The sequence below is a fragment of the Pseudomonas antarctica genome (assembly GCF_900624995.1).
Taxonomy (GTDB): Bacteria; Pseudomonadota; Gammaproteobacteria; order Pseudomonadales; family Pseudomonadaceae; genus Aquipseudomonas; species Aquipseudomonas antarctica.
Genome location: NZ_UYXQ01000011.1, coordinates 23,932 through 46,459, shown reverse-complemented (window position 1 = coordinate 46,459; position 22,528 = coordinate 23,932). Strand labels below are relative to the sequence as shown.

The 22,528-nt window shown below is 62.1% G+C and carries 16 protein-coding genes; 12 read left to right on the top strand and 4 right to left on the bottom strand.

Features of this window, described 5'->3' with window-relative positions:
- Positions 1-71: 71 nt before the first annotated feature.
- From E0F99_RS10230 to E0F99_RS10210, 5 genes are all read left to right on the top strand, one after another.
- Positions 72-1,139, top strand: coding sequence for a DUF2333 family protein (locus tag E0F99_RS10230; RefSeq protein ID WP_083355465.1), 1,068 nt, complete (start codon positions 72-74; stop codon positions 1,137-1,139).
- Between the two features lie 2 nt (positions 1,140-1,141).
- The gene (locus E0F99_RS10225; RefSeq protein ID WP_083355464.1) at positions 1,142-1,678 is read left to right on the top strand and encodes an NUDIX hydrolase; all 537 of its coding nucleotides are present in this window, start codon (positions 1,142-1,144) and stop codon (positions 1,676-1,678) included.
- A 182-nt stretch (positions 1,679-1,860) separates the two neighbouring features.
- Complete coding sequence (locus tag E0F99_RS10220) at positions 1,861-2,232, top strand: translation initiation factor Sui1 (protein WP_083355463.1); 372 nt, start codon at positions 1,861-1,863, stop codon at positions 2,230-2,232.
- Positions 2,233-2,376: 144 nt separating this feature from the next.
- A complete protein-coding gene (gene speA, locus E0F99_RS10215) occupies positions 2,377-4,290 on the top strand; it encodes an arginine decarboxylase (protein WP_083355462.1) in 1,914 nt (637 codons plus the stop codon).
- Between the two features lie 169 nt (positions 4,291-4,459).
- Positions 4,460-5,353 carry an alpha/beta hydrolase gene (locus E0F99_RS10210; RefSeq protein WP_083355461.1) on the top strand — a complete coding sequence of 298 codons (894 nt, stop codon included), beginning with the start codon at positions 4,460-4,462 and terminating at the stop codon, positions 5,351-5,353.
- On the opposite strand, the gene E0F99_RS10205 is transcribed toward E0F99_RS10210, so the two are convergent.
- A complete protein-coding gene (locus E0F99_RS10205; protein WP_083355460.1) occupies positions 5,298-6,635 on the bottom strand; it encodes an MATE family efflux transporter in 1,338 nt (445 codons plus the stop codon). The two genes, E0F99_RS10210 and E0F99_RS10205, sit on opposite strands and share 56 nt — an antisense overlap.
- 295 nt (positions 6,636-6,930) lie before the next feature.
- Here E0F99_RS10205 and E0F99_RS10200 point away from each other — a divergent pair, with 295 nt between their 5' ends.
- Entirely contained in the window at positions 6,931-11,826 is a 4,896-nt protein-coding gene (locus tag E0F99_RS10200) for an alpha-2-macroglobulin family protein (protein WP_083355459.1), read from the top strand.
- 141 nt (positions 11,827-11,967) lie between these two features.
- Here the strand turns inward: E0F99_RS10200 and E0F99_RS10195 are convergent, their stop codons facing one another.
- Complete coding sequence (locus E0F99_RS10195; RefSeq protein WP_083355458.1) at positions 11,968-12,258, bottom strand: hypothetical protein; 291 nt, start codon at positions 12,256-12,258, stop codon at positions 11,968-11,970.
- 205 nt (positions 12,259-12,463) lie between these two features.
- On the opposite strand from E0F99_RS10195, the gene pbpC reads away from it, so the two are divergent.
- The 6 genes from pbpC (at position 12,464) to E0F99_RS10165 (ending at position 19,347) form a co-directional block, all read left to right on the top strand.
- Positions 12,464-14,776: a peptidoglycan glycosyltransferase PbpC gene (gene pbpC / locus E0F99_RS10190; RefSeq protein ID WP_083360313.1), complete on the top strand. Its 2,313-nt coding sequence runs from the start codon at positions 12,464-12,466 to the stop codon at positions 14,774-14,776.
- A gap of 87 nt (positions 14,777-14,863) precedes the next feature.
- Positions 14,864-15,172, top strand: coding sequence for a MazG-like family protein (locus E0F99_RS10185; RefSeq protein ID WP_083355457.1), 309 nt, complete (start codon positions 14,864-14,866; stop codon positions 15,170-15,172).
- Positions 15,165-15,914, top strand: a complete 750-nt coding sequence (locus E0F99_RS10180) for a methyltransferase (protein WP_083355456.1) — start codon at positions 15,165-15,167, stop codon at positions 15,912-15,914. The genes E0F99_RS10185 and E0F99_RS10180 overlap by 8 nt, the downstream gene beginning before the upstream one ends.
- A 24-nt stretch (positions 15,915-15,938) precedes the next feature.
- Entirely contained in the window at positions 15,939-16,541 is a 603-nt protein-coding gene (locus tag E0F99_RS10175; RefSeq protein ID WP_083355455.1) for a DUF4136 domain-containing protein, read from the top strand.
- A 44-nt stretch (positions 16,542-16,585) separates the two neighbouring features.
- Entirely contained in the window at positions 16,586-17,143 is a 558-nt protein-coding gene (locus tag E0F99_RS10170; protein WP_083355454.1) for a DUF4136 domain-containing protein, read from the top strand.
- 221 nt (positions 17,144-17,364) lie between these two features.
- A complete protein-coding gene (locus E0F99_RS10165) occupies positions 17,365-19,347 on the top strand; it encodes a pilus assembly protein TadG-related protein (RefSeq protein ID WP_083355453.1) in 1,983 nt (660 codons plus the stop codon).
- On the opposite strand, the gene E0F99_RS10160 is transcribed toward E0F99_RS10165, so the two are convergent.
- Together E0F99_RS10160 and E0F99_RS10155 are read right to left on the bottom strand one after the other, a co-directional pair.
- Positions 19,344-22,076 (bottom strand): PAS domain-containing sensor histidine kinase, encoded by a 2,733-nt coding sequence (locus tag E0F99_RS10160; protein ID WP_083355452.1) that lies wholly within the window; start codon positions 22,074-22,076, stop codon positions 19,344-19,346. The genes E0F99_RS10165 and E0F99_RS10160 overlap by 4 nt on opposite strands.
- Positions 22,073-22,510, bottom strand: coding sequence for a TadE/TadG family type IV pilus assembly protein (locus E0F99_RS10155; protein ID WP_083355451.1), 438 nt, complete (start codon positions 22,508-22,510; stop codon positions 22,073-22,075). The genes E0F99_RS10160 and E0F99_RS10155 overlap by 4 nt, the downstream gene beginning before the upstream one ends.
- Positions 22,511-22,528: the final 18 nt, after the last annotated feature.

The window sequence follows — 22,528 nt, the reverse complement described above, 5'->3', positions numbered from 1 at the left end:
TGTGGTCGGAGTGTTTGAACGCACCCGGACAAATGACGTGCATGAACTCAAGTGATTGAAAGGATATCGCCATGCTGGACTGGAAAAACCGCGCAGGCAGTGCCAAAGGCCCCGGCCCTGAGCCAAAGTCGACCAACCGTAGCTACGTTCGCAACCTGGTGTTGAGCCGAGCCGTGCTCAGCGTGCTGGGTTTGTACCTGTTGGTCACCGGTGCCCTGGGTTGGTACTGGAGCGAAGAACCGGCGCTGTTCCCGGTCCAGCAAAATGCCCAGCTTGCCGCCGAGAAGGAAGGCAAGCAGATGGTGTTGGGCTACACCACTGTCGAAACGCTCAAGACCGTGGCCGGTACCTTGCTGAACAAGCCCGGTGGCTACATTTCCAACGACCGTTTCCCGCCAGGCCTGTGGATGGACAACATGCCGAGCTGGGAATACGGCGTGCTGGTGCAGGTGCGCGACTTGACCCGTGCCTTGCGTAAAGACTTCGCCCGCTCTCAGTCGCAGTCGGCTGAAGACGCCGATTTGGCCAAGGCCGAGCCACGTTTCAACTTCGACAACAAGAGCTGGGTGTTGCCGTCCAGTGAGTCGGAGTACCAGGAAGGCATCAACTCCCTGAGCCGCTACGAAGCGCGCCTGTCGGACCCGAACCAACGCGGCGCGCTGTTCTATGCGCGCGCCGACAACCTGAACAACTGGTTGGGCGATGTCGCCACCCGTTTGGGCTCGTTGTCGCAGCGCCTGTCGGCCAGTGTGGGCCGAGTGAAACTGAACACGGCGCTGAAAACCGAAGCCTTGGCCCCGGGTGAAATGCCGCAGGTCGATGAAGAGGTGGTGGAAACCCCGTGGATGCAGATCGACAACGTGTTCTACGAAGCCCGTGGCCAGGCGTGGGCCCTGTCCCACCTATTGCGTGCCATTGAAGTCGACTTTGCCGACGTGCTGGCCAAGAAAAATGCCACCGTCAGCGTGCGCCAGATTATTCGTGAGCTGGAAGCTTCGCAGGAGCCGGTTTGGAGCCCAATGATTCTTAACGGCAGTGGCTTTGGCATCCTCGCCAACCACTCGCTGGTCATGGCCAACTATATTTCCCGGGCAAACGCCGCGGTTATAGATTTGCGTCAGCTCCTCAACCAGGGGTGATGATGGACGCTAGTCAAAACGAGGCCACGCACCGCGCGGCCTCTGATGCTGAACTGATCGATTGGGTCGACGAGCAGGACAACCTGCTCGGCACCCTCGTCAGGTCCGACCTTCGCCAGCGCGGCCTGATCGGCCGTTGCACCTTTATTTTTCTGTTCAATTCAGCCGGTGAGCTGTGTGTGCATCGGCGCACCCTGAGCAAAGCCATGTACCCCGGCTTCTGGGACACGGCGGCGGGTGGGATGGTCGCGGCAGGCGAGAGCTACGCTGATTCGGCAGCCCGCGAGTTGGAAGAAGAGCTTGGGGTGGCGGGTGTGCAATTGACTGAGCATGACCATTTCTACTTTGAGGATGGCGACAGTCGGCTCTGGTGCAAATCCTACTCCGCCGTCTGGGATGGCCCGTTGCGCCTACAGCCCGAAGAAGTCATGGAGGCGCGCTTTTTACCGATTGAAGCTGTCCTGCAAGAAGCTGAACAAAAGCCTTACTGCCCTGACGCTCAAGAGGGCTTGCGGCGCTATCTGGCCTCACGTCGCTAAAGTTGCATAAATTGGCGCTATTTGGCTCTTAGCAAGCCGGCTTTTTGCCGTTACACTGCGCGACTTTTCACCCGAACCACCTGTGTGGTTCGGTAGCGCTGCCCCTGCCTGAGTGGGGCTTCGCGGTCGGTGATCCTCATTGCGAGCACCGATCAGTCTTTGTCCTCCCAAGAGGATTGCCGGTGGCCAAAAAAGCCGCATCCTTCGCCGCCCTTGGTGGCTTGGTATTTTCCACCGACGCAGGTCGACACTGCCCGGACTGTCGTCAGCCCGTGGAGTCGTGCAGCTGCAAACAAACCCTGATCCCTGAAGGCGACGGCATTGCCCGCGTGCGACGCGAGAGCAAAGGCCGTGGCGGCAAGACGGTGACCACCATCACCGGCGTGCCGCTTGCAGAAGACGCTCTCAAGGAATTGGCTACTACGCTGAAAAAGCGCTGTGGCACGGGTGGCGCGTTGAAAGACGGGGTCATCGAAATCCAGGGCGATCACGTCGAGTTGCTGTTGGCCGAGCTGATCAAGCTCGGGTACAAGGCCAAGAAGTCCGGCGGCTGAAAGCCTCTTCCCAACCTGTGTCTAAACTCTGTCCTGCGAGTGAGGTCCTACCTTGCTCACAGGCAAATCGTCATTTTCATTCTTTAGACTGCGCCAGCCTCGAACGAGGGGCGGCGCCTTCGCCTTCATATATAGGGGACTTCAATGTCCGTACGACGCACACGCAAAGACGATGGCAGCCAATGGACAGTTGCGGACAGCCGCAGTGTTTACGGGATTCGCCATTGGGGGGCCGGGTATTTCGCGATCAATGAAGCCGGTCGCGTTGAAGTCCGTCCGAACGGCCCGAACAGCACGCCCGTCGACCTGTACGAGCAAGTCGACGAGCTGCGCAAAAGCGGCCTGTCCTTGCCGCTGCTGGTGCGCTTCCCCGATATCCTGCAAGACCGCGTGCGCCAGCTGACCGGTGCCTTCGACGCCAACATCGAGCGCCTGGAATACCAGAGCAAGTACACCGCGCTGTACCCGATCAAGGTGAACCAGCAGGAAGCGGTGATCGAGAACATCATTGCCACCCAAGACGTGTCCATCGGCCTGGAAGCCGGCTCCAAGCCTGAGCTGCTGGCCGTACTGGCCCTGGCGCCGAAGGGCGGCACCATCGTTTGCAACGGTTACAAAGACCGTGAGTTCATCCGCCTCGCGCTGATGGGCCAGAAGCTCGGCCACAACGTGTTCATCGTGATCGAGAAAGAATCCGAAGTGGCGTTGGTAATCGAAGAGGCCGCCAACCTCAAGGTCAGGCCTCAGGTAGGCTTGCGCGTGCGCTTGTCGTCCCTGGCGTCGAGCAAATGGGCGGACACCGGTGGTGAGAAGTCCAAGTTCGGCTTGTCGGCGGCGCAACTGCTGTCGGTGGTCGAGCGCTTCCGCGACGCTGGCCTCGACCAGGGCATCCGCCTGCTGCACTTCCACATGGGCTCGCAGATCGCCAACCTGGCCGACTATCAGCACGGGTTCAAGGAAGCCATTCGTTACTACGGTGAGCTGCGCAACCTCGGCCTGCCGGTGGACCACATCGACGTCGGCGGTGGCCTGGGCGTGGATTACGACGGTACCCACTCGCGTAACGCCAGCTCGATCAACTACGACATGGATGACTACGCCGGTGTGGTCGTGGGCATGCTCAAGGAATTCTGCGACGCGCAGAGCCTGCCGCACCCGAACATCTTCTCCGAAAGCGGTCGCTCCCTGACCGCCCACCACGCCATGCTGGTGGTGCAAGTCACCGACGTCGAGAAACACAACGACGAAATCCCGCTGATCGAGAACAAGGAAAACTTGCCGGAAACCGTGCAATGGCTGGTGGACCTGCTGGGCCCGACTGACATTGAAATGGTCACCGAGACCTACTGGCGCGCCACCCACTACATGAGCGACGTGGCCACCCAGTACGCCGACGGCAAACTGACCCTGGCGGAAAAAGCCTTGGCCGAACAGTGCTACTTCGCCGTGTGCCGCCGCCTGCACAACTCGTTGAAAGCCCGCCAGCGCTCGCACCGCCAAGTGCTGGACGAACTCAACGACAAGCTGGCCGACAAGTACATCTGTAACTTCTCGGTATTCCAGAGCTTGCCGGACACCTGGGCTATCGGCCAGGTCCTGCCGATTCTGCCGCTGCACCGCCTCGACGAAGAGCCGCTGCGCCGTGCGGTATTGCAGGACCTGACCTGCGACTCCGACGGCAAGATCAAGCAATACGTCGACGAGCAGAGCATCGAGACCAGCCTGCCGGTACACGCCTTGAACGACGGTGAAGACTACTTGCTGGGCATCTTCCTGGTCGGCGCTTACCAGGAAATCCTCGGTGACATGCACAACCTGTTCGGTGACACCGACTCGGTGAACATCTACCAGCGTGAAGACGGTTCGGTGTACAGCGCCGGGATCGAGACCCACGACACCATCGAAGACATGCTGCGCTATGTGCACTTGTCGCCGGAAGAGTTGATGACGCATTACCGTGACAAGTGCGCGAGCGCGAAGATCAGTGCGGCGGAGCGTACGCAGTTTCTGGATGCGTTGCGGTTGGGGTTGACGCGGTCTTCGTACCTGTCGTCGTAACTGAAGTGACCCGGCTCTAATGTTGGAGCCGGGCTTGTGTGGAAGCTGGCTTGCCTGCGATAGCATCACCGCGGACCGTTTGATCGATCGCGGTGCCTGCATCGCGGGCAAGCCCGGCTCTCAGATGTTGACCTTCGTTTGGTTGTACCTTCTGTGTGAGGTCTGAGCGATGTCGAGTAAATTCCTGCAAGCGTTCACCCTGGCATTCGCCGCGCTGCTTGCGGCGTGCTCCCCAATCAAAGTGCTCAACGCGCTGACGCCCTCCAGCACCTTCACCAAAACCGCCTCCATTGCCTACGGCGATGACCCGCGCCAAACACTTGATATCTACCGTCCGAGCAAAGCCTCGCCCAACGCCCCTGTCGTGGTGTTTTTCTACGGCGGCAGCTGGAACAGCGGCGCCAAGGATGACTACGGTTTTGTCGGCGAAGCCCTGGCTTCACGCGGCATCGTGGTGGTGATTGCCGATTACCGGCTCTACCCGCAAGTGCGTTACCCACTGTTCTTACAAGACAACGCCCAGGCCGTCGCCTGGACCTATCAGCACATCGCCGACTACGGCGCCGACCCCAAGCAGCTCTACCTGATGGGCCACAGTTCCGGTGCTTACAACGCGTCGATGTTGGCGCTGGATGCGCGCTGGCTTGGCGAAGTGAATATGTCGCCATCGATGCTCAAAGGCTGGGTCGGCCTGGCCGGGCCGTATGACTTCCTGCCGATTGACAACCCTGACGTGAAGCCGGTGTTTTTCTTCCCCAACTCACCGCCCGATTCCCAGCCGATCAACCATGTCAGTGCCGCAGCACCGCCGAGCCTGTTGATTGCCTCGACGTCCGACAGCCTGGTCAACCCTACGCGCAATACCGGCGGGCTGGCGAAGAAGTTGCGCGCGGCGGATGTGCCGGTTGAAGCGTTTTACTTCACCAAGACCAACCACGCGACGTTGGTGGCGTCGATCTCCCGGCCCTTACGCTGGCTGGCGCCGGTACTGGACCGAGTCACAGCGTTTATCCAAGCCACTGATTCTGCCGGTTCAAACGCCAGGCAATCGCCCACAAAGTAAGGCTGCGCAAGGCCATGAACAGCAGAAAGGTTATCCACAGGCCGTGGTTGCCCAGGCTCTGCAACGCCCAGGCAAACGGCAGCACCAACAGCACCGTCAGCAGCATGCCGTTGCGCATTTCCCGCGCGCGAGTGGCGCCGATGAACAGGCCGTCCAGCAGGTAACTCCACACCGCAATCAAAGGCAGCACGGCCAGATAGGGCAAGTACATGTCGGCGGTTTCGCGCACGCTGGGGATGTCGGTTTGCATGGCGATAAACAGGTGGCCGGCGAAGGTGAACAACAGCGCGAAGCCGACACTGGCGATCAACGACCAGCCGCAGGCGACCACCCATGAACGGCGCAGCGCCTGGCGGTCATGTGCGCCAATGGCATGCCCGCACAGCGCCTCAACGGCGTGGGCCAAACCGTCCAGAGCGTGGGCCGTCAGCAGCAGGCCATTGAGCAGCAGCGCATTGGCCGCCACGGTAGCATCGCCCAGTCGCGCGCCTTGTACCGTGATCATGAAAAACACCGATTGCAGCGCCAGGCTGCGGATAAAGATGTCGCGGTTCACCGCCAGCAGTGGGCGCCAGCTCTCCCACATTTTCAGTGCGGCCCAAGCGATATGGCCGGGGTAGGCGCGCAGGGCTTTTTGTGTGAGCGCCAGGCCGAGCAGGGCACCGGCCCATTCGGCGATGACGGAGGCGCGCGCGGAGCCGACCACACCCCAATCCAGGCCGAGGACGAACCACAGGTTCAAGGCGATGTTGACCAGGTTGGTGCTCAGCAGAATCGCCAGCGGCGCGCGGGCGTTTTGTGTGCCCAGGAACCAGCCGACCAAGGCGTAGCTGGCCAAGGCGGCGGGCAAGCCGAACAGGCGCGTGTGGAAAAAATCGCGGGTCAGTTGATTCAGTTCGGGGGAAGGCTGCATCCACTCCAGGGCCAGATGGCTCAGGGGGATGCCGACCGTGCCCAGCAACATCGCCAGGCCCAGCGCCAGCAGCAAACCTTGCAGCAGGATTTGCCGCAGTGCGGCTCCATCATTGCGCCCGGCGGCTTGGGCGGCAAACCCGGTGGAGCCCATGCGCAGAAAGCCCATCGCCCAGGCGAGGAAGGTATACAGGCTGGCACCGACGGCCACGGCACCCAGTTGATGCGCATGGGGCAGGTGGCCGATGACCATACTGTCCACCAGGGCTACCAGCGGCACCGAGATGTTGGACAGGATCATCGGCGCGGCCAGGGCCCAGACGCGGCTGTGGGTGGGGCGGTGGCGCCAGTCGGTCAGCACGGAATTCATGGAGGCTCCTTTGGAGGAGCGGCATTGTAACCGGGCATTAGCAACACAGCAGGACCAATGTGGGAGCGGGCTTGCTCGCGAAAGCGTTGTATCAGTGAAGGATATGTTGACCCACCGCCTTCGCGAGCAAGCCGGCTCCCACATGTTGATCTCCATTGTTTGTCGGATTTGGCTTGGGCTGAGGGCCGGCCAGAACCAAACCACCCTCCGTCGGTCAATGTGACCAACACCTCATCGGCCCCACTCGGGCTGATATATAGTTCACCCCTCGGACCCTTCTTACTACGAGTGCCCCATGCTTAACAAAGGACTGTTCCTGGCCTGTGCGCTGGCCCTGCTGAGCGCTTGCGATTCCTCCGACAAACCGGCTGCACCGCCTGCTCCAACGGTGTCGAGCGCGCCGAAACCGGTCAAGGCGGCGGTGGATGTAGCGGCGTTGAAGCAGCGTTATGCCGGCCGTGAGTTGAGCGTGGTGGACGTGTCCGAAGTGCAGTTGGACGGGGCCAGCACCTTGTCGGTGAGTTTTTCTATTCCCTTGGATCCCGAGCAGAAGTTCGCCGACAAACTGCACTTGGTGGACAGCAAGTCCGGCAAGGTCGACGGCGCTTGGGAGCTTTCCGATAACTTGATGGAATTGCGCCTGCGCCACCTCGAACCGCAGCGCAAGCTGGTGCTGACCGTCGACGCCGGTGTGAAGGCGGTCAACGATAACAAGCTTGCCGCCGAATACAGCGCGCGCCTGGAAACCCGCGACCTGCAGGCCACCGTCGGCTTCGCCAGCCGTGGCACCTTGTTGCCGACGCGTCTGGCCGAAGGCCTGCCGGTGATCGCACTGAACGTCGACAAGATCGACGTCGAATTTTTCCGCATCAAGCCCGAATCGCTGCCCTCATTCCTCGCTCAGTGGGGGCGCAATACCAGCCTGCAAAGTTATGAGTCCCGCGAGCTGCTGCCGATGGCCGACCTGGTCTACGGCGGCCGTTTCGACCTGAACCCGGCGCGCAACACGCGTGAAACCCTGTTGCTGCCGATCGCCGGCCTCAAGCAATTGCAACAGCCGGGCGTGTACTTGGCGGTGATGCGTGCCTCGGGCACCTACAACTATTCACAACCGGCCACGCTGTTTACCTTGAGTGATATCGGCCTGTCGGTGCATCGCTATGCCAATCGCCTGGATGTGTTTACCCAGGCGCTTGAAGGCGGCAAAGCGCTGGATGGCGTTGACCTCGAAGTGCTGGACGCCGGAGGCCGTGTGCTGGGCCAGGGCAAGACTGAGAAGGGCGGCCATGCTGAGTTGCCGCTGCCGAAAAAGGCCCAGGTGTTGCTGGCAAAGCTTGGCGAACAAACCAGCATGCTGCGCCTGGACAGTGCGGCGCTGGATTTGGCCGAGTTCGATATCGGCGGCCAGCCGGCGCACCCGCTGCAGTTCTTTGTGTTCGGTCCACGTGACCTGTATCGGCCCGGCGAAACCGTGCTGCTCAACGCCCTGCTGCGCGACAAGGATGGCAACGCCGTCAAGCCGCAGCCGGTGAGCGTCGAAGTGCGTCGCCCGGATGAGCAAGTAAGCCGTAAGTTCGTGTGGGATGCCGATGCGTCCGGCCTCTATCAATATCAATTGCAATTGGCCGGTGAAGCCCCGACCGGGCGCTGGCAGTTGGTGTTCGACCTGGGCGATGGCAAACCACAGCTGTATGAATTCCTCGTCGAAGACTTCCTGCCCGAGCGCCTGGCGCTGGAACTCAAGGGCAGCGACACGGCTTTGAGCCCTACGGATAACCCGGTGATTCATGTCAACGGCCGCTACCTCTACGGTGCGCCGGCGTCGGGCAACCGGGTCAGTGGGCAAGTCTATGTGCGCCCGCTGCGTGAAGCGGTCAAATCACTGCCGGGCTATCAGTTCGGCTCCGTCACCGAAGAGGAGCTGAGCCAGGATTTCGAACTGGATGAAAGCGTGCTCGACGCTAAGGGCCAGGAAGCACTGACCCTGGAAAGCAAATGGGCCGACGCCAAATCACCGCTGCAATTGATCGTGCAAGCCAGCCTGCAAGAGTCGGGCGGGCGGCCGATCACTCGGCGCTTGGTGCAGCCGATCTGGCCGGCTGAGCAACTGCCGGGCTTGCGTGGCTTGTTCGACGGCAAGGAAACCAATGGCGACGGCCCGGCGGAGTTCGAAGTGCTGGTGGCCAACCAGGACGGGCAAAAACTCGCCGCGCAGAACCTCAAAGTGCGCCTGGTGCGTGAGCGCCGCGACTACTACTGGAACTACTCGGAGAGTGATGGCTGGAGCTATCACTTCAACGAGAAATTCCTCAACCTCGACGAACAGACCCTGAACATCAAGGCCGGCGACACTGCCAAGGTCAGCTTCCAGGTGGAGTGGGGCCCGTACCGCGTCGAGGTCGAAGACCCGCAAACCGGGTTGGTCAGCAGCCTGCGGTTCTGGGCCGGTTACCAGGCCCAGGACAACACCGAAGGCGGCGCCGTGCGCCCGGATCAGGTCAAGCTGGCGTTGGATAAACCTGCCTATGGCGACGGCGACACCGCCAACGTCACCGTCACGCCGCCTGCAGCCGGTAAAGGCTACTTGCTGGTGGAATCCAGCGAAGGGCCACTGTGGTGGCAGGAAATCGAGGTGCCGGCCGAAGGCAAAAGCTTCGCCGTGAAGCTCGACCCGAAATGGTCGCGCCATGACCTGTACGTCAGCGCCCTGGTGATTCGCCCGGGTGAGCGCAAAGCCAATATCACCCCAAAACGTGCCGTGGGCCTGCTGCACCTGCCGTTGGACCGTACCCAGCGCAAACTTGGCCTGACCCTTACCGCGCCGGAAAAAATGCGCCCCAAACAACCGCTGACGGTGAAGATCGTCGCCAAGAATGCCGATGGCAGCGTGCCGAAACAGGTGCATGTGCTGTTGGCGGCCGTAGACGTGGGCATCCTCAATATCACCGAATACCCCACGCCGGACCCGTACTCCAGCCTATTTGGCCGAAAGGCCTACGGTGTGGACCAGTTCGATATCTACGGTCAGTTGATCGAAGCCGGCCAGGGCCGTTTGGCCAGCCTGGCTTTCGGTGGTGATGCTGCGCTGGCCAAGGGCGGTAAACGCCCGGATACCAGCGTGACTATTGTTGCGCTGCAAAGCGCGCCGGTGACACTCAATGAACAGGGCGAGGGCGAAGTCAGCGTCAATATCCCGGACTTCAATGGCGAATTGCGCCTGATGGCCCAGGCCTGGAGTGATGATCGTTATGGCATGGCCGAAGGCAAGACGGTAATTGCCGCGCCGCTGATTGCCGAGCTGTCGGCGCCGCGCTTCCTGGCCGGTGGTGATCAGACGACGTTAGCGCTGGACCTGTCCAACCTATCGGGCACAGCACAGAAACTCGACGTGCAACTGAGCGCCGAAGGGCAGTTGGAGTTGGTCAACAGTGGTGCGCAATCCGTTGAGTTGAAACAAGGCCAGCGCACCACCTTGCGAATCCCCGTCAAGGCCTGGGGCGGACTGGGGCAGGGCAAGGTCAAGGTCACGGTAAATGGCCTGGATCTGCCGGGTGAAAACCTGCCGCCGTTCAGCCGCGAATGGACCTTGGGCGTGCGCCCGGCCTACCCGGCGTTGCTCAAGCATTACCGCGCAGTCCTCAAGGATCAGCCGTGGAGCTTGCCGGTCGGCACCTTGGATCAGTTCGATACCTCGGGGCGTGAAGCGCTGCTGAGCCTGTCGAGCCGGCCACCGCTGAACCTCGGCGCGCAGATCAGTGCGCTCAAGGCTTACCCTTATGGTTGCCTGGAGCAGACCGCCAGCGGCCTGTACCCGTCGTTGTATGCCGACCCTGCATTGCTCAAGCGCCTGGGCATCAAGGGCGAGTCGGACAGCGAGCGCAAACGCAAGATCGAACTGGGCATCGAACGCTTGCTGGGTATGCAGCGCTACAACGGCAGCTTTGGTTTGTGGGGCGCCGATGGCGAAGAGGAATATTGGTTGACCGCTTACGTCACCGACTTCCTGCTGCGCGCCCGCGACCAAGGCTTTGCCGTGCCGCCTGAAGCGCTGAAAAAAGCCAGCGAGCGCCTGTTGCGGTATGTGCAGGAGCGCAACCTGATCGAGGTGGATTACAGCGACAATGCCGACCACACCCGCTTTGCCGTGCAGGCCTACGCCGGCATGGTGTTGGCGCGCAGTCAGCAGGCGCCATTGGGCGCATTGCGCAGTATCTTCGAGCGTCGCAGCGATGCGCGTTCCGGGTTGCCGTTGGTGCAGCTGTCCATCGCCCTGCAAAAAATGGGCGACCAGCCACGTGCTGATCAAGCCTTGCTCGCCGGGCTCGCGGCGCAGCGCAATGCCAAAGAGTGGCTGGCCGACTACGGCAGCCCGTTGCGCGATCAGGCGATGATCCTGGCGCTGCTTGAAGAGAACGACTTGGCCAAGGGTAAGCGCGAGGAGCGTTTGTTCACGCTCTCGGACCAGTTGGCGGCCAGCCCATACCTCTCGACTCAAGAGCGTAATTCACTGTTCCTGGCCGGACGTCTTGGGTTCTCACAGCCTGAGTCGAACTGGCAGGTCTCGCTCACCGGCAGTGGCGGTGCGTATGAGTTGAACAACCAACAGCCGACGCTGGCGCTGGAAGGCAAGTTGCTGTCCAGCGACCTGACCTTGAGCAATCAAAGCGAGGCGCCGGTGTACCAGCAACTGACGATCTCGGGTTATCCACAGGTGCCACCGGCAGCGGGCGGCGACAACCTGAGCATTCGGCGCGAATACCTGGGCATGAATGGCCAGCCGCTGAACCTGCGTAACGTCAATAGCGGTGATTTGGTGCTGGTGCATTTGGCCGTCAGCGCCAAGCAGCGTGTGCCGGATGCCCTGGTGGTCGACCTGTTGCCTGCGGGCTTGGAGTTGGAAAACCAGAACCTGGCGCAAAGCGCGGCCAGCCTGGAAAACGCCAGTAGCCAGGTGAAGGAATGGCGCGAGTCGATGCAGAACGCCTCGCTCAAGCACCAGGAGTTTCGCGATGATCGGTACGTGGCGGCGATGAATCTGGATGGCTCTGGCACCACGCACCTGCTGTACCTGGCGCGGGCGGTGACGCCGGGCACTTATCGCGTGCCGCCGCCGCAGGTGGAGTCGATGTACCGGCCGAACTGGCAGGCGCTGGGGGAGACGCCGGCGGATTTGGTGATTAAAGGTCGCTGAGAAAATCTTGGCTTGGAATGGAGGCCAAAGGTGGGAGCGGGCTTGCTCGCGAAGGCGGCGGGTCAGTCAACACATGTGTTATCTGGCAGGCCGCTTTCGCGAGCAAGCCCGCTCCCACAGGGATCTCGGTGGGTCGTGGGTTTAGTGGACTACCCAGCTGAGGAGCCACAGGCCGAGCATTAGCCAGATAATGCCTGCGATGATCGAGGCGCGCATGAAGGCGCGAACGGCCGAATACAGGAAGAGCAGGCCGACGATCAAGGTGATGATGCTGATGACCGAAGTGTCCATGCCCAGCGCCCGGGACATGCCCTCGACGAAGTTGCCGCCGGCGTTGGTGAGCATGTTGAACAGCCCGCTGAAGAACTCGACGATGTAGTGGATGATCAAGCCGATTGTGTTACCCAGCCATCCGAAAAAGTCTGCTTGCATAGGTGTGTCTCGATGAATAAGTGGACGAAATTGCCAGCACTGAGCCTTTGGTCGCGATGGGTCGCGGCTAGTTCCATGAAGCATAGAGGTTTGCGGTGTTGAATTTGCGATTTGTTGTGGGCGTGGTGGGGCAGTTGTGAGTGCGTTGACTGATAGGCCGTCATCGCAGCGATGCGGCGACCCGACAAGCCAGCTCCCACATTTACTGCGCGTGGCCGTGGGTGTTGTGTTGTTGCTGATTGCGCTGTTGTGGCTGGCTGATCGGATTTGGCCGTTGCCGCTGCCCAAGGATGATTTGGCTCGGGTGGTGCTGGCTGAGGATGGCACGCCGTTGTGGCGCTTTGCCGATGCCAATGGTGTGTGGCGTTATCCGGTGCAGACCAGCGAAGTGTCGCCGTATTACTTGGAGGCGCTGCTCACTTACGAGGACCGTTGGTTCTATGAACACCCTGGCGTGAACCCGTTGGCGCTGATGCGGGCGACCTGGCAGAACCTGGCCGGCGCACGCGTGGTGTCGGGCGGCAGCACTTTGTCGATGCAAGTGGCGCGCTTGCTTGACCCGCATTCGCGGACCTTTCACGGCAAGCTGCGTCAACTGTGGCGCACCGCGCAGTTGGAATGGCATTTGTCCAAGGACGAGATTCTTAACCTGTACCTGAATCGCGCGCCGTTCGGTGGCACATTGCAAGGCGTGGCGGCAGCCAGTTGGGCATATTTGGGCAAGTCCCCGGCCCAGCTGACCCACGCCGAAGCCTCGTTGCTCGCGGTATTGCCCCAGGCGCCGAGCCGCCTGCGCCCGGATCGCCACCCGCAACGCGCCCAGCAGGCCCGCGACAAAGTGCTGCGCCGCCTCGCTGAATTTCAGGTGTGGCCGCAATCGGCCGTGGATGAAGCCCTGGAAGAACCGTTGCTGCTGGCCCCGCGCCTGGAGCCGAGCCTGGCGCCCTTGCTCGCCCGCCGTCTGAACCGCCCCGACAGCCCGCCGCTGATCCGCACCACTCTGGATGCCACCCTGCAACGCCGTCTTGAAGACTTGCTGCTGGGCTGGCGTGCGCGGCTGCCGGAACACACCTCCGCTGCCATTTTGGTGGTAGAAGAAGAAAGCATGGCTGTGCGCGCTTATCTCGGCTCGGTGGATATCAATGACGCCAAGCGCTTCGGCCACGTGGACATGATCAGCGCGCTGCGCTCGCCCGGCTCCACCTTGAAACCCTTTCTTTATGGCATGGCGCTGGACGATGGTTTGATCCACTCCGAGTCGCTGTTGCAGGACGTGCCCCGGCGCTATGGCGATTACCGTCCGGGTAACTTTTCGATGGGCTTCAGCGGCGCGGTGCCGGCGAGCACGGCGCTTTCCAGTTCGCTGAACCTGCCGGCGGTGCAGCTACTGGAAGCCTACGGGCCGAAGCGGTTTGCCGCCGAAATGCGCATCGGCGGCGTGCCCTTGGCGCTGCCCGCATTGGCCGAACCGAACCTGGCGCTGATCCTGGGCGGCGCGGGCAGCCGCCTGGAAGACTTAGTCAGCGGTTACAGCGCGTTTGCCCGCGACGGCAGGAGTGCCGCTATTCGATTACAGCCGGACGATACGCTCAAAGAACGGCCTTTACTGTCGCCAGGGTCCGCCTGGATTGTGCGGCGCATCCTCAGCGGGCAGGCGCGGCCCGACCGCGACCCGCGTGCCGAGCTGGTGCAGCGCCCGGTGCTGGCCTGGAAAACCGGCACCAGCTACGGTTTTCGCGATGCCTGGGCAATTGGCGTGGGGCCGCGCTACTTGATCGGCGTGTGGATCGGCCGACCCGATGGCACACCGGTGCCGGGGCAGTTCGGCCTGGCCTCGGCGGCGCCGTTGATGTTGCAGGTGCACGACGTGCTGACCAACCGCGACAGCCAGCGCGGGATCAGCGCGCCCGTCAAACCGGTGCCCGCCAATGTCGGCGTGGCGGCGATCTGTTGGCCGTTGGGCCAGCCCATGAGCCGTAGCGACCCCAACTGCCGCCGTCAACGGTTTGCCTGGACGCTGGACAACACCACGCCGCCGACCTTGCAGGCGTTGGATCAGCCTTTGAGTGTGGGCTTGATGGAAAGCGTGTGGGTCAATGCCAAAGGCTTGCGGGTTGACGCGCATTGCCCTGGCGCGATGTCGAAAAACATCGCGCTGTGGCCCGCGCCGCTGGAGCCTTGGCTGCCAAGGGTGGAGCGCCGCGAAGCGCGAATACCGCCCGCCGATCCTGATTGCCCACCGCCGGCGTTGGCAGCCTCATCGCCTTTGTCTATTGTCGGGGTACGCGAAGGCGACCAACTGCGCCTGCCCGCCGCCAGCCAACAGGCCTTGCGCCTGAAAATCTCGGCACTGGGCGGCAGCGGCCGACGTTGGTGGTTCCTCAACGGCGCGCCACTGGGGGACAGCGCCAACCAGGACTCGATCAACGCCAGCTTCGAACAACTGGGCCGCTACCAACTCAGTGTCCTCGACGAAGCCGGCCAAACCGCCCGCGTCGAATTCAGCGTCGTCGACTAAATCGCCATCGGGAGCAAGCACACCAAAGGGTTTAACTTGCCTTCAATGCTCATCCCCCCGAAGCTATACACCTTCAGGAGCCCCCGCATGAACCTCGAACACCTCACCGAACGCCTGCACCGTATCCGCGATAACAACGACTGGAAGCAGTTCCACAGCCCGAAAAACCTGGCCATGGCTGCCAGCGTGGAAATGTCCGAGCTGGTGGAAATCTTCCAATGGCTGACCGAAGACCAATCGCGTCAGCTACCCGCCGACACACTCGCCCATGCCGGGCAGGAAGTCGGCGATATCGTGTTGTACCTGCTGTTGCTGTGCAGTGAGCTGGGCCTGGACATGAACGAGGTGGTGCGCGCCAAACTGGCCGACAGCGAACGGCGGTTCGCCCATGAGTGACCGTCATTTCGACCAACTGGCCACGCGCTTCGCCGAGAAAATCTACGGCGGTGCCAAAGGCGCAATCCGCCTGGCAGTGCTGCAGGCCGACCTGATCGAAGCCCTGCCGGACCGCCCGTTGCGTGTGCTGGATATCGGCGCGGGCCTGGGGCATATGTCGCTGTGGCTGGCCGAACGCGGCCATCAGGTGACCTTGGCCGAGCCCGCCGAACCTATGCTCGACGGCGCGCGCCAACGCTTCGCCGACGCCGGCCAGACCGCGACCTTCATCCATGCGCCCTGGCAAGAGCTGCTCGGCCAACTCACCGAGCCCTACGACCTGGTGCTGTGCCACGCCGTGCTGGAATGGCTGGCCGAGCCCCATGCGATCCTGCCGGTGCTGCACCAGCTCACGGTGCCCGGTGGCTGGCTATCGCTGGCGTTCTACAACCGCGATGCGCTGATTTACCGCAACCTGCTCAAAGGCCATTTCCGCAAAATGCGCAAGAACGACATGGCCGGCGAGAAGCAGAGCCTCACCCCGCAACAACCGCTTGACCCCCGCGAGTTGGCAGCGCAACTCGAGGGGCTTTGGCAGGTCGAAAGCCAAAGTGGCGTGCGGGTGTTCCACGACTATATGCCGGTGGAATTCCAGGCCCGCGCTGATTTACAGGATTTGTTGGAGATGGAACTCGCTCATCGTCGTCACCCAAGCTTTGCCGGACTTGGGCGTTATTTGCACTGGATCTGCCGTCCGGTTTAAGCGGCCCAGTCTGCGGAGGTCGAAATGCGTCGTCTCTGTTTGATCTTGTTATCGGTGGGGTTGAGCGCCTGCTCCAGCCCCAATCCCTACGTGGCCACCTCGGCCCCGATGCCGCCGGCTCCGGCCCAGGCGGCTACCACCTTTGATGCCAGCGCTTACCCTGCACCGGTGCGCGACTATGGCGCCTATCGCAGTTGGGGTTGGCTCAACGGCCAACTACCGCCGGGCACCGCCTGGGCCGATTCGGCGCAGGTTGCCGAAGCGGTCAGCGGCGCCCTCGACCAGCGCGGCTTGCGCCCCTTGCATGACAACCGCCCGCCCGACCTGCTGGTAAGTGCGGATGTGCGCCTGGAAAAGCGCCTGCGCCAAGTGCAGGACGACTATCGCAACGGTTACGGCGGCTATAACCGCTATGGCAACGGCTACGGCATGTACAACACGGTGCCGGTGGTGCGCACCTATGAAGTGACGGTCGCGGTGGCGCGGATCAGCTTGTTCGACGCCCGCACCCGCCAGCCGGTCTGGAGCACCAGCGCTGAAACCGCAAGCCAAGGCAGCCTGAGCGAACGGGCCGATGCATTGCGCGAGGCAATGCAAAAAGCCATGAGCGCTTATCCACCCAGTTAGCCGCTATTCTCATCTCAGGCTGAATTGTCTTTTGGAGATAGACCATGTTTCGTCGCATTGCTGCACTTGCTGTTGTCGTGTTGCTGGGCGGTTGCCAGACCAACCAGGTCAACCACGATTTTGACGCCAGCCGCGACTTTGGCGCCTACCGCAACTGGGCCTGGAAAGACCCGGCGCTGCAATACCGCCCGGATGATCCACGCATCAAGAGTGACCTCACCGAGCAGCGCATCCGCCAGGCCGTGGGCGAACAACTTGACCAGCGCGGCCTGCGGCCTGCAGCGGCCGGCACCAAGGCCGACTTGAACGTACAGGCCTACCTGATCGTCGAGGACCGCCAGCAACAAGTCACCACCAACTACGGCGGTGCCTGGGGCGGCCCGTGGAATGGCTACTGGGGCGGGCCGATGTACAACGAAACGCGCAACATCTCCTACAAGGTGGCGACCCTCCAGATCGACCTGCTGGACGGCAAAGACGGCAAGCTGGTATGGCGTGGCAGTGACGAGCAAATGATGGCCAGCAGCCCAAACCCACAAGACCGCAACAACGCCATCCGCACCACCGTCAGCAAAATCCTCTCCAACTACCCACCCCATTAAAGATGATCGTTCCCACGCTCTGCGTGGGAACGCATCCCGTGACGCTGCGCATCACATTGCGCAAGACTCAAGCTGTTTGCCAACACCCGGACGCGGAGCGTCCGTGACCGCATTCCCACGCGGAGCGTTGGAACGATCAGCGCATCACACGCCTGTTGTCTACACTCAACAACACCCCAGGAGAGTAAGCGCTCGGCGATTCGCCGGCACAGGAGTGCTCGATGTCTCCCCGATTTCAGTGCAAGCAGCGTGGCGCCATTGGCTTGATGGCCGTCGGCGTATTGGCTGTAGTCTTAGCCTTTACCTTATTGGTGGTCGACACCGGCCGCCTGTACCTGGAAAAACGCAAGTTGCAAGGCGTGGCGGACACTGCGGCGCTGGAAGCCGTCAGTCGCAATGGCACTTGCCTGGCGGGCTTGAGCGCGGCCACTTACGCCGGGCAAAGTGTGGCACGCAATCATTTCGTGGTCGGTAACGGCAACACCCTGGTCACCCAGTGCGGCGCCGTGACCACCGCCGCGTCGGGCCAGCGCACCTTCAGTGCAAACCCCGCGCTGTCGTCAGCCATTCAAGTGGTCGCCAGCAAAACCGTCACCACCAGCGTGGCCGGTGGCATCTGGTCGTTGTTTTCCGGTAACTCGGTGAGCCTCAACACCGTATTGACGGCCACGGCAGTGGCGGCCAAGCCCACGCCGACCTTGGCCCAACTGAGCATCAAGAGCACCTTGGCCAGCGTTGATACCGCCAATGCCAGCTTATTAAACGGCCTGTTTTCCGGTTTTTTGGGGGGTAACGTCAGCTTGACGGTCGCCGGCTGGAATGGCTTGCTCAATACCAATATCAGCCTGCTCAGTTACCTCGACCAACTGGCCATCAACCTGGGGGTGAGCGCCGGTAACTACACCCAACTGCTCAGCACTAACGTCACCGCCTCGCAATTGGTCCAGGCTGCGATCACCGTGCTGACCGCCAACGGTGCGACGGCGGACGTATTAACGGCCTTGGGTAACCTCAAGGTCGCCGCCATCAGCCAGGCACCGCTGACCCTCGGGAAGATCCTGCAATTACAGACAGGCACTACGGCTGCGGCGCTGAATGCCAACCTGCAAGTGTTCCAACTGATTCAAGGCGTGGTGCAGTTGTCCAGCAACCAAAGCGCGGCGTCGGCAACCTTACCTGTGAGTGTGCTCGGGCTGGCTAATATCACTACTCAGATCAAAGTGATCGAGCCGCCGCAGTTGTCGGCAATCGGTGACCCGGCGCTCGCTGTGGCCAACCCGCTAGGGCCGAATGCGATTTACGTGCGTACCGCCCAGGTGCGCACCCAAGTGACGGTGAGTTTGCCGGTGTTGAACAGTTTGTCGGGGCTGACCACTGCGGTGAATAACCTGGTGGGCCCGCTGACACCGGTGCTCAGCGGCCTGCTGAGCTTGAATCTGGTGACCACGATCAACTCGACCTTGTGTTTGCTCGGCGCCGGTTGCCAGCAGTTGGATTTGCTGGTGCTGCCGGGCAACCTGCCACTCAATATCGTGTTGGACGCCGGAGGCGCCAGCAGCTATGTCACGGCCTACAGCTGCCCGACGGGCAGTGCGGGCACTAAAAGCGTGACGGCCCACACCACCACCTCGTTAGCTTCGCTTAACGTGGGCAACATCACCCATGCTTTTTCATCGACGCAGCCGATGTCCGTGGCGCCTATGCCTCTGGTTGATCTCGGCATCCAGACCTGCCACAAAATCCTTGGCATCGGCTCGTGTGACCCCCGCGTGCCGTTTGGCGCTGGCGGTATTGCGATCCAGGTGCAAAGCAACATCGCGGGGAGCAACAGCATCCAGGATCTGGTGTTCTCCAGCACCACGCCGTTTGCTACGCCACCTAATGTGGGGCTCGCATCGACCTATCAGGCCGCTGCGCCGGCTACCAATCTGGTGAGCGGACTTTCCACTGCGCTCAACGGCGTGAGCATCACCGCTTACCAGCCGTCGGGCGGCAACCCTTTGGGCGCGCTGGCGCCAACCGTTGTGGCGCTGCTCGGCAGCGTCAGCGCCATCGTCACCCCCGTAGTGGATAACCTGCTGGCCCCGCTGCTCAACCCGATCCTCAACAACCTGCTGAACATGCTCGGCATCAGCCTGGCAAACGTGAACGTCGGCGCCAATCTAACCTGCGGCCAGACCGGCGAAGCCTACCTAGTGATCTAAGCGTCGGTGGCCCTGGGCAGTTCCACACAAAACCGTGCGCCGTGTTCGCCGTTGCTGACACTGAGGCGACCGCCCATGTTTTCCACAATGCCGTAGCTCACCGACAGGCCCAGCCCAGTGCCCACGCCAATCGGCTTGGTGGTAAAAAACGGTTCGAAAATGCGCTCCAGCAAACGTGGGTCAATGCCGCCGCCATTGTCCTCGACCCAGATGCGCACGTGACGGCTGTCGTGCTCGGTGTGCACGGCGATCCACGGGCGCAGCTCAGGGTTGTTTTCACGTTGGTTCAGCAGGGCGTCGCGGGCGTTGACCATCAGGTTGATCAGCACTTGCTCAAGCTGGTCGACGTAACCTTTGACTTGCACCGGGATATCCGCCTGCGTCAGGCGCACTTCCACGCCTTTACCGCGCAGGCCTTCGCTGAGCAACGACAGGGTGCCCTCGACGGCCTGCGCCGGGTCGAAGGGTTGCTGCTCGACCTCCGAGCGGCGGCCGAACACGCGCATATGGTCCACCACCCGTGCCGCGCGTTGGACCTGGGCGTCGATGCGCTGGAGTTTTTCGGTGAGGTAGTCGATCTGTGCATCACCGTTGCCCAGGCGCTTGAGCACATTGACGATGGCCATGCGCATTACGTTCAGCGGCTGGTTGATCTCATGCGCCAGGCCCGTGGCCATTTCGCCCAGGGTGGCCATTTTCGCGCTTTGCGTGAGTTGCTGCTGGGAGCGGCGCACTTCGGTGTTGTCGCGGCCCACGGCCTGCACCTCGACCAACGCACCGTGCTCATCGAACACGCCGCGGTCCGACCACACCCACCAGGCATGTTCGCGCCCGGGCAGTTGCAGGCTGATCTCGGCGGTGCTCACCGGGAACTCCGGCGTCAGTTGCCCGATACGCTGCACAAACGCCTCGCGCTGTTCGGCCGACAACCAGTCACCCAGGTTCAGCCCGCGCAGCTGTGCGGGCCGGCATTCCAGATAGTTGGCCAATGGCGTGTTGCCGAAAATCAGGGTCAGGTCCGGGCCGTAGCGACAGATCATCGCCGGGGAGTCTTCAACCAGAATGCGGTAGCGCTCTTCGCTGTCCTTGACCTGTTGCGCGGCCAGCGTCGCGTCGGTGACGTCCAGCCACAGCCCTATTGCTTCCACCGGCACGCCGAGGTCGTCGCGCAGCAGCTTGGCTTCGTCGAGCAGCCAGTGGTAATCGCCGTGTTTATCCTGCACACGATATCGACTGCGCACGCTGCCCTCACGCAGCAGTTGGCGCGTACGTTGGAAGTACAGGTCGCGGTCATCGGGATGCACCCATTGCACCAGGCTGTCGTGGCTGCATTCGGCCAGCGTGCGCCCCAGCAGCGGCAGCAGGCTGTCACTGAAAAACACCGGCAGCAGCGCACCGTTTACGTAGCGTTGCACGTAGATCACCGCCGGTGAGCTGGCAATCAGGTTGTCCAGGCGCGCGTGGGCGGCGTCGGCTTGCAACTGCTGGTTCTTGATGTCACTGATGTCGAGCATGAAGCCGACCCAGCGCCGTTGCTCACCCACGCCCAGCACTTGGCCCTGCACGCGATACCAGGTCGGCGGCTGGGCGGCATCGCCACGGTTGAGGCGCACGCTGGCGAGCAAGGGTTTGCCCAGGGTTTGCAGGTCGCGCAGGCGGCTGTGCAGTTCCTGGCGGTCGGCGGGGTGGATGAGCTCCAGCCAGGTGTCCAGGGCTTGCCGGGTGGGGGCTTCTTCCGAGCCGAGATTGCGCATCAATTGGGGCGCGAGCTGAATCTCGCCGCTGTTAGGCAGCAGCTCAAACCAGCCGGTGCCCAGCAGGCCTTGCAGGGCTTCCAGGCGCTCCAGTTGTTGATGGTGGCGCTGTTCGCGCAGGCGACTGAGCAGCGGCGCAGCGAGGGCGGCGGCGAGGTTCAGCCAGTCGCGGTCACGCATTTGCGGTTGGCCGCTGTAGGCGCCGCACAGCAGCCACGCGGCGACGCCTTGGCCATCGCGGTACGGCACTAGAAAGCCATCGGCGTTGCCGAACACGCTGTGCAGGCGCGGATGTTCACCCCGCCCGTACGGCGCCTGCAGACTCAGCGCGGTGGTGCCGTTGAGGCTGTCCAGGCAGGTGCCGATGCGCTGCCCGGTGTGCCAGAACAGCGGTGCGTCATGGTTGGCGTACTGGCTGTAGATCACCCAGCCCTGGTCCTCTTGATCGAGCAACGCAAGGGCCACACACGGAATGCGCCAGCGCTGCGCCACGCTGCATAACTGTTCGTTGAGCACCTCGGGCAGTCGGCTGAGGCTGCACACGCGCAGTTGCTCACTCAGAAGGCTGGCCAATTGCTGGTTCTGTTCACGCTGCTCGGCCAGGCGCCGGCCGCCGAGCAAGTCGCCGATATCCACCGCATGCAGCCGCCAGCCGTTATCGTGGGCCTCAATCGTGCCGCGGGTATGCAGGACGTGCCCGGCCGCGCCCAGGAAATCCAAATCGAGGCTGTGGCGCTGCCAATCCGCAGGAACGCCCTCAACTGCCACCGCGCTATGGGTGCACAACAAGTCTTGCAGGGGCGGCGAATCAGCGTATTGCGCCAGTTGTGGGCGCAGCGTGCCGTGGATGTCGAGTACGCGGCCTTGTGCGTCCAACAGCACGTGCAGCCCGGCAGATGGCGGGGCAGGGGTGTCGATGGCCTGTGCGCTGCTTCGGCCGAGCAGGCGCCCGAAGAGTTTGTCCCCCGAGGTCAAAACTGCAAGCTCGACGTGGCCTGCAGTGTCACCGGCAGCTGCGGTACGGTGCCGATGCCTGGCAGGACAATAAACGGTATTACCGCCTGGAGATTGGCCGTGGGGTAGTTGATTTGCACTGACAGCAGGCCGCCGACAAAGCTGGTGGTGATTTGGTTGGCGTTGAAGTTGTAGGCGGGGGGAATCCACAGCAGACGGTTGGTGACTGCGGCCTTGGCGGTATTTTGTACGGCGGCCGGATAGCCAGCCATATTGGGGTCCAGCGCCACACTCAGGCGCACGGCTTCGGCGGTCGCCTGGTTGAACGACTGCAATAACAGCAGTGGCAGGCTATAGCTGACCATGCCGTAGAACACGGCGAAAAAAATCACGAACACAGCGATAAATTCAATCGCTGCCGCGCCTTTTTGCTTATTCGGGAGGCTTGTTTTCATCACCGCGTCTACCCTGAC

What these genes read in the sequence shown, in the direction of transcription:
- E0F99_RS10230 (WP_083355465.1), top strand. Translation starts at nt 72, where the DNA reads ATGCTGGACTGGAAAAACCGCGCAGGCAGTGCCAAAGGCCCCGGCCCT.
- E0F99_RS10225 (WP_083355464.1), top strand. Translation starts at nt 1,142, where the DNA reads ATGGACGCTAGTCAAAACGAGGCCACGCACCGCGCGGCCTCTGATGCT.
- speA (WP_083355462.1), top strand. Translation starts at nt 2,377, where the DNA reads ATGTCCGTACGACGCACACGCAAAGACGATGGCAGCCAATGGACAGTT.
- E0F99_RS10210 (WP_083355461.1), top strand. Translation starts at nt 4,460, where the DNA reads ATGTCGAGTAAATTCCTGCAAGCGTTCACCCTGGCATTCGCCGCGCTG.
- E0F99_RS10205 (WP_083355460.1), bottom strand. Translation starts at nt 6,635, where the DNA reads ATGAATTCCGTGCTGACCGACTGGCGCCACCGCCCCACCCACAGCCGC.
- E0F99_RS10200 (WP_083355459.1), top strand. Translation starts at nt 6,931, where the DNA reads ATGCTTAACAAAGGACTGTTCCTGGCCTGTGCGCTGGCCCTGCTGAGC.
- E0F99_RS10195 (WP_083355458.1), bottom strand. Translation starts at nt 12,258, where the DNA reads ATGCAAGCAGACTTTTTCGGATGGCTGGGTAACACAATCGGCTTGATC.
- E0F99_RS10185 (WP_083355457.1), top strand. Translation starts at nt 14,864, where the DNA reads ATGAACCTCGAACACCTCACCGAACGCCTGCACCGTATCCGCGATAAC.
- E0F99_RS10180 (WP_083355456.1), top strand. Translation starts at nt 15,165, where the DNA reads ATGAGTGACCGTCATTTCGACCAACTGGCCACGCGCTTCGCCGAGAAA.
- E0F99_RS10175 (WP_083355455.1), top strand. Translation starts at nt 15,939, where the DNA reads ATGCGTCGTCTCTGTTTGATCTTGTTATCGGTGGGGTTGAGCGCCTGC.
- E0F99_RS10170 (WP_083355454.1), top strand. Translation starts at nt 16,586, where the DNA reads ATGTTTCGTCGCATTGCTGCACTTGCTGTTGTCGTGTTGCTGGGCGGT.
- E0F99_RS10165 (WP_083355453.1), top strand. Translation starts at nt 17,365, where the DNA reads ATGTCTCCCCGATTTCAGTGCAAGCAGCGTGGCGCCATTGGCTTGATG.
- E0F99_RS10155 (WP_083355451.1), bottom strand. Translation starts at nt 22,510, where the DNA reads ATGAAAACAAGCCTCCCGAATAAGCAAAAAGGCGCGGCAGCGATTGAA.